This window comes from Sphingobacterium deserti, from assembly GCF_000757725.1.
In the GTDB taxonomy this organism is placed as follows: domain Bacteria; phylum Bacteroidota; class Bacteroidia; order Sphingobacteriales; family Sphingobacteriaceae; genus Sphingobacterium; species Sphingobacterium deserti.
Genome location: NZ_JJMU01000013.1, coordinates 21,807 through 29,028 on the forward strand (window position 1 = coordinate 21,807; position 7,222 = coordinate 29,028).

Sequence of the window (7,222 nt, forward strand, 5' to 3'; positions counted from 1 at the left end):
TCCTCGCCAATACCCCCCTAAATCGAGCCCGGTTACCGTATTATTAGCTATTTCTTCTTAAATTAAAAATCGTTAAATTAGCGACCTTTATAAAACAACAGTAAATTCGGATGTACAAGGAATATAAGCAGTTAAATCTGCCAGAAATAGGGAAAGAAATATTGAAGCGTTGGGAGTCGAATAACATCTTTGAAAAGAGTATCTCGAATCGTCCGGCAAGTAAGCCATACACATTTTATGAAGGACCTCCTTCTGCGAATGGCATGCCTGGTATCCACCATGCTATGGCTCGCTCTATTAAAGATATTTTCTGCCGTTATAAAACCTTGAAAGGCTTCCAAGTAAAACGTAAAGGTGGATGGGACACGCACGGTTTGCCTATCGAACTTGCGGTAGAAAAAACTTTGGGCATTACTAAAGAAGATATTGGCAAAAAGATTTCCGTGGAAGCCTATAATGAAGCCTGTCGGAAAGAGGTAATGAAATATACCGATGTGTGGAATGATCTTACACAAAAAATGGGATATTGGGTTGATTTGGAAAACCCTTACATCACCTATCAGAATGAATACATAGAGACTTTATGGTATCTTCTGAAGGAATTATACAAAAAAGGATTGCTGTATAAGGGCTACACGATACAGCCTTACTCTCCAGCCGCCGGAACAGGTTTAAGCTCGCATGAATTGAACCAACCGGGTACATATAAGGATGTGAAAGACACAACCATTGTAGCAGAGTTTCGCTTGGATAAGAGCCAAGTGCACCCTTTGATTAGCACGCTAGTGGAGTCTGAAGAAGAGGATGTAGCCTTTATCGCTTGGACAACTACTCCCTGGACATTACCAAGTAACACGGCATTGGTTGTCGGCAAAAACATCGACTACGTTAAAATCAAAACATTTAATCAATACACGGGTTTGCCGGTATCCGTTATTTTGGCTAAAAACCTGATCAGCAAGCATTTTAAGACAGAAGGTCAGGAAGCATCGTTTCAGGATTTTCAAGTAGGCGCTAAAGTTATACCTTGGGAGGTAGCGAGTGAATTTAAGGGCGAAGCACTTGTAGGATTGCGCTACCAGCAGTTATTGCCCTATATCACCAGCGAGGAATTACAACGAGATGCATTTCGCGTTATCCCGGGTGATTTTGTAACGACCGAAGACGGTACAGGTATCGTACACGCTGCACCTACTTATGGTGCGGATGACTTTCGCGTAAGCAAAGAAAACGGTATTCCAGCGATTTTGGTAAAAGATGAGAATGGAAAGGATGTCCCTACAGTGGACCGTACTGGCCGGTTTGTGAAAGAAGTCACTGATTTCGCCGGACGTTTCGTCAAAGAAGAATATTACAGTGCTGAAGAGCGCGCAGACAAAGAGTTTCGCCCTACGGATGTCTTGATCGCCATCAAATTAAAAGAGGAAAACAAGGCGTTTGACGTCAAGAAATACGAACACACCTACCCACATTGCTGGCGTACGGACAAGCCCGTTTTATACTATCCACTTGATAGTTGGTTTATTCGCACCACGGCCGTTAAAGAGCAATTGGTAGGCTTAAATAAAACCATCAATTGGAAGCCGGAATCCACGGGGTCAGGTCGGTTCGGGAATTGGCTGGAAAACCTTGTAGACTGGAACCTTTCGCGTTCACGCTATTGGGGCACACCGCTTCCGATTTGGCGATCTACCGACGAAAACGAAGAAGTCTGTATAGGGTCACTTCCTGAGCTAAAAAGCCAATTGCTTTACGCTATTGAATCGTCAGTTTTAAGTGCAGAAGAAAAAGCCATCAACCAAGAATATCTTGATAAGTTCGATACAGAAGCGCTGGACTTACACCGACCATACGTAGATAATATCGTCTTGGTATCCGAAAACGGACAAAAGATGTTTCGTGAGCTCGATCTAATAGATGTTTGGTTTGACTCGGGAGCAATGCCTTACGCGCAATGGGGCTTGGATCACGAAAAGCTTAGAAACGGCGACGAATATCCTTTCAAAGATGGATTCGAGCAAGCCTTCCCGGCAGATTTTATTGCTGAAGGTGTAGATCAGACAAGAGGGTGGTTTTTCACTTTGCATGCTATATCAACGATGATCCGTGGTTCGGTAGCGTTTAAAAACGTCATATCCAACGGTCTAGTTCTGGACAAAAACGGGAACAAGATGTCAAAACGTCTGGGCAATGGCGTTGATCCCTTTTCGACAATCGATAAATACAGCGCTGATGCCACACGCTGGTATATGATCAGTAATGCCGCACCTTGGGACAATCTAAAGTTTAACGTAGAAGGCCTAGATGAAGTTCGTCGTAAATTTTTTGGAACACTATATAATACTTACGCATTTTTCGCATTGTATGCGAATATTGATAAATTCTCGTATAGTGAAGCGGACATAGCACTGGAAAAACGCCCGGAAATCGATCGCTGGATTATATCATTATTAAATAGCCTCACGAAAGAGGTGGACGAGTGCTATGCGGATTACGAGCCTACGAGAGCCGCTCGAGCTATCCAAAACTTCGTTGACGAACATCTGAGTAACTGGTATGTCCGTTTATGTCGCCGTCGTTTTTGGAAAGGCGAGTACACAGATGATAAAATTTCTGCTTATCAAACCCTTTACACATGTCTAGATACGATAGCGAAACTGATGTCGCCAATATCTCCATTTTTCTCTGATCAGCTCTATTTAGATCTACAAGCGGGGACAAATAAGGAAACAAAAGAATCTGTGCATCTTACAGATTTTCCAACTTACCGTGAAGATTTAGTCGATAAAGATTTGGAAGAAAGAATGGCTATAGCGCAAGATATCTCTTCGTTAACACTCTCTTTGCGCAAAAAAACGGGAATAAACGTTCGTCAACCGCTCAACAAGATATTGGTTCCTGTTTTAGATAGCTCCTTCCAAGCGCGAGTAGAGAAGGTAAAGGAACTAATTTTATCTGAAACGAATATCAAAGAAATATCTTTCATCACAGATACTACGGGAATTATTAAAAAGAAAATAAAACCCAATTTTAAAGTTCTTGGCGCGAAAGTTGGTAAGGATATGAAAACTGTCGCAGCAGCAATACAAAATCTTGATGATTCACAAATTAATACATTAGAAAAAGTAGGATCATTACAGCTTGCTGGAACAACATATAGTATCAAACCGGAGGATGTAGAAATTATCGCAGAAGATGTTGCTGGGTGGCAGGTAGCAAATCTAGGAAAATTAACCGTAGCATTAGACATTAACATTACAGAGGCGCTGAGGAAAGAGGGTCTATCACGCGAATTAGTGAATAGAATACAGAATCTTCGCAAGGAAAAAGGATTTGAAGTTACGGATAGAATTCACGTAAACGTAACACAAAATACTGAAATTCAAGATGCTGTCAATGATAATTTGTCGTATATTTGCACCGAAATTCTAACAAACTCTTTTGAATTTAACGAAACAGTTGAATCCGGGGATACTATCGACATCGATGGTATAGAATTAAAGGTATTAATTGGTAAAATTTAATTTATGGGAACGACTAACGAAAAAACACGCTACAGCGATGCCGAACTTCAGGAATTTAAAGACATTATCCTGGAAAAGCTTCGCATTGCAAAAGAAGAGTTATCTGCGTTAACATCGACATTGAGTAACAGCAATGCCAATGGAACGGATGATACAGCAGGCACGTATAAAACGCTTGAAGATGGCTCTGCAACACTGGAGAAAGAACAAGTAAACCAGTTAGCGGCGAGACAAAAGAAATTTATTGATAATCTTGAAGCAGCGTTGGTTCGTATCGAAAACAAAACGTATGGTATTTGCCGTGAGACCGGAAAGCTGATCCAAAAGGAACGTTTGAAAGCCGTCCCACACACGACATTAAGCATCGAAGCTAAAAACAAACAGTATTAATTTTTAAAGAATTTTAAGATGAGGATGTCTCAATATTTTGGGACTGCCTCATTTTTCACATATATGAAAGGCTATACAAAACCACTAGTACTCATTGCGGTTATCCTTCTTGTCGATCAATTGTCTAAATTTTGGGTAAAACTGAACATGACCATTGGCCAAGACTTTAAAGTCTTGGGCAATAAATTTCTGATTCATTTCATCGAAAATAATGGCATGGCTTGGGGTATGGAATTCGGAGGCGAGTTTGGGAAATTATTCTTAACATTATTCCGGATAATCGCGGTAGCTGGGATTGGTTATGGCCTATTCTATATGGTCAAAAATAAGTACCATAGGGGATTTATACTAAATGTGGCATTGATATTCGCGGGAGCGCTAGGAAATATTATCGATTCAACGTTTTATGGTCTTATTTTCAGTGAAAGCACCTATTATGACAAAGCGGTTTTGTTTCCCGAAGCTGGAGGATATTCCTCGCTCTTTCACGGAAAAGTCGTCGACATGTTGTATTTCCCATTAATCGAAGGGACATTTCCTAATTGGTTACCAGTATGGGGTGGTGAACATTTTCTATTTTTTAGGCCTGTATTCAATGTTGCTGACTCTGCAATTTCTGTCGGCGTATTCTTGATATTGATATTCCAACGACGTTATTTCAAAGAAGAGCATATTGAAAAAGAGAGCGCAAATAGTGAAGTACTAGAAGATTAACAGCAACCCCGGGTCCAATAGATATCCGGGGTTTCTTTTTATAGCATCTCTGCCCGATCTGCAAGAACGCCGCCCGTTGCTTAGGCTTCTCGCGGCGAGTTGCATATCATAACGAATTTTTCTAAGTTTGGACATGAAAGAAAAACTCCGCTATCTAAAAACTGTAACACTTTGTTTATCGTTTTTGCTACTCGGAAAAGCGGCCTTTACCCAGATCGATACCGAACGCTTAAAGAAACACATCTATTTTCTTGCAGATGATAAAATGAAAGGTCGGGGAACTGGCTCAAAACAAGTTCAAAAGGCTGCAAATTACATTGAAAAAGAGTTTAAGCGCTACGGGCTTTCGCCTAAAGGCGAAAAAGGCTACAGGCAAACATTCACGGCAAAGGTTACTCGGGTCGTGGTAAAAGATAGTATCCGCAAAGCAGACAATATCATCGGTTTCATCGATAATGGAGCACCCTATACAATTGTGGTGGGGGCTCACTACGATCATCTTGGGGAAGGACATCAAGGTAGCTCGAGAGACTCGCTTGGTGTTGGAAAAATCCACAACGGTGCGGATGATAATGCATCCGGTGTAGCTGGTTTATTGGAACTCGCGCGCTATTATGCAACAAACAACGAAAAAGAAAAATGCAACTTACTATTTGTAGCATTTGGTGCGGAAGAACTTGGATTATTGGGTTCCAAATATTTTACTCAACACCCCACCCTACCATTAAAAGATATACACTGGATGCTGAATATGGATATGATAGGCCGGTACAATCCTGAAAATGGACTAGCCATCATAGGGTACGGCACAAGTTCAAAATTTCCAGCAATATTTGCGGGGCTCAAAAGCGACATCAAGTTTTACACCAGCAAGGATGGAAATGGTGGTTCTGATCAGACTTCTTTTTATAAAAAAGACGTTCCTGTATTGTTCTTTCACACTGGCGGCCATGATGACTACCATAAGCCGGGGGATGATGCTGATAAAATTGATTATAAGGCTTTACATTCCATTTTAGAGTTGGAAAGACAGGTTATCGACAATTCAATGAACGAAGCTAAAATGGATTTCATATGGACGAATTAAAAGGTTATGAGGAAAAACGTATCCTCGTAACGGGATCTAATGGATTCCTTGGGCAAAAACTGATTGATAAGTTGGCGGGAGTGGAGAATGTTAGCCTACTTGCCACATCAAAAGGCGATAATCGAAATCCAAATATATTGGGTTACATATTTAAAGCTTGCGATATCGAAAATGAAGCTTCTTTTCATGAACTTGTGGAAAGTTTCGCCCCTACCCACATTATCCATACTGCGGCAATAACCAGCGTGGAAGCCTGTGATCGTGATCCACTATTGTGCGAACGCGTAAACGTCTTGTTTGTCGGCAAACTGGCTAGCCTCTGCGAAAAACTTGAGATACATTTAACATTTCTATCTACCGACTTTGTATTTGATGGAAAGGATGGCCCCTATCATGAAAATGATATGCCCAACCCCTGTAATGCTTACGGCAGGAGTAAATGGCTTGCTGAGCAAGCCATCATGAAAACAAATTCTACCGCTGCAATCTTGCGAACGATACTGGTCTATGGCGTCATAAACGATCCAAAAAGATCAAATCTTATACTTTGGGTAAAAAACAAATTGTCTCAAGGCGAAAGCATAACGGTTGTTAGCGATCAATGGCGCATGCCAACTTGGGTTGACGACCTCGCGGATGCGTGCATACTAGCTGTTGAAAAGCGCGCGTCAGGAATCTATCATATTTCTAGCGAACAACTCTTCAGTATTTTGGAAATTGCAGAACAAGTGGCCGATTCATGGCAGCTAAATAAGCAACTGATCCAGCCCATTTCGGCTGCGGATATCGGACAGGCAGACAATAGGCCTGCCAAAACAGGATTTATCCTAACGAAATCAATGAAAGAACTGGGCTTTCGCCCTACATCGCTTCTAAAATCATTTGAAGAAATAAAGACTCAATTAGCATTATACAACCGCGTATGAATAAGAAATTTGCAAAGGAATCCTACACCGAAATGAACGAACTTGTGTTACCGAATGATACCAACACGTTTGGTAACCTCATGGGTGGCCGATTGCTATATTGGATGGACATCTGCGCTGCCATGGCGGCGCAAAAGCATTCCAACAGCCCAGTAGTGACTGTTTCCGTAGATAATGTATCGTTCAAACGGTCGATTAAATTAGGAGAAGTGGTCACCATACAAGCACAAGTGACACGAGCATTCTCTACCTCTATGGAGGTGCGCATGGAGATATTTGCTCAAAATCTTCCTGAGGGAACAAGGGAAAAGTCTAATGAAGCCTATTACACCTTTGTAGCAATTGATAAAGAGAATCATCCTACATGGGTACCCGAGCTTATCCCCGAAACAACTCTCGAGCAAGAGTTGTACGAGCGCGCATCACAACGAAGAGCTCTTCGTCTGATATTGAGTAAAAAAATTAAGCCAGAGGATGCCATCGAACTCAAAAATATTGTGAACGCTGCATTGAGAGACTAAGCGTTTAACTGTGATTGAGAACTTGAGTAAGACTAAAATTCATTAGATAAACCTCAATCC

The 7,222-nt window shown here is 41.4% G+C and carries 6 protein-coding genes; all 6 read left to right on the plus strand.

Annotated features, from left to right (window positions below; translation table 11 throughout):
• Window positions 1-110: 110 nt before the first annotated feature.
• Complete coding sequence (gene ileS, locus DI53_RS04230; RefSeq protein ID WP_037495780.1) at window positions 111-3,524, plus strand: isoleucine--tRNA ligase; 3,414 nt, start codon at window positions 111-113, stop codon at window positions 3,522-3,524.
• A 3-nt stretch (window positions 3,525-3,527) separates the two neighbouring features.
• Entirely contained in the window at window positions 3,528-3,914 is a 387-nt protein-coding gene (locus tag DI53_RS04235; protein ID WP_037495781.1) for a TraR/DksA family transcriptional regulator, read from the plus strand.
• 63 nt (window positions 3,915-3,977) lie between these two features.
• Window positions 3,978-4,628 carry a lipoprotein signal peptidase gene (locus DI53_RS04240; RefSeq protein ID WP_037495782.1) on the plus strand — a complete coding sequence of 217 codons (651 nt, stop codon included), beginning with the start codon at window positions 3,978-3,980 and terminating at the stop codon, window positions 4,626-4,628.
• Between the two features lie 133 nt (window positions 4,629-4,761).
• A complete protein-coding gene (locus DI53_RS04245; protein WP_037495783.1) occupies window positions 4,762-5,715 on the plus strand; it encodes a M20/M25/M40 family metallo-hydrolase in 954 nt (317 codons plus the stop codon).
• Complete coding sequence (locus DI53_RS04250; protein ID WP_037495784.1) at window positions 5,703-6,641, plus strand: SDR family oxidoreductase; 939 nt, start codon at window positions 5,703-5,705, stop codon at window positions 6,639-6,641. The genes DI53_RS04245 and DI53_RS04250 overlap by 13 nt, the downstream gene beginning before the upstream one ends.
• The gene (locus DI53_RS04255; protein WP_037495786.1) at window positions 6,638-7,162 is read left to right on the plus strand and encodes an acyl-CoA thioesterase; all 525 of its coding nucleotides are present in this window, start codon (window positions 6,638-6,640) and stop codon (window positions 7,160-7,162) included. The genes DI53_RS04250 and DI53_RS04255 overlap by 4 nt, the downstream gene beginning before the upstream one ends.
• Window positions 7,163-7,222 lie beyond the last annotated feature (60 nt).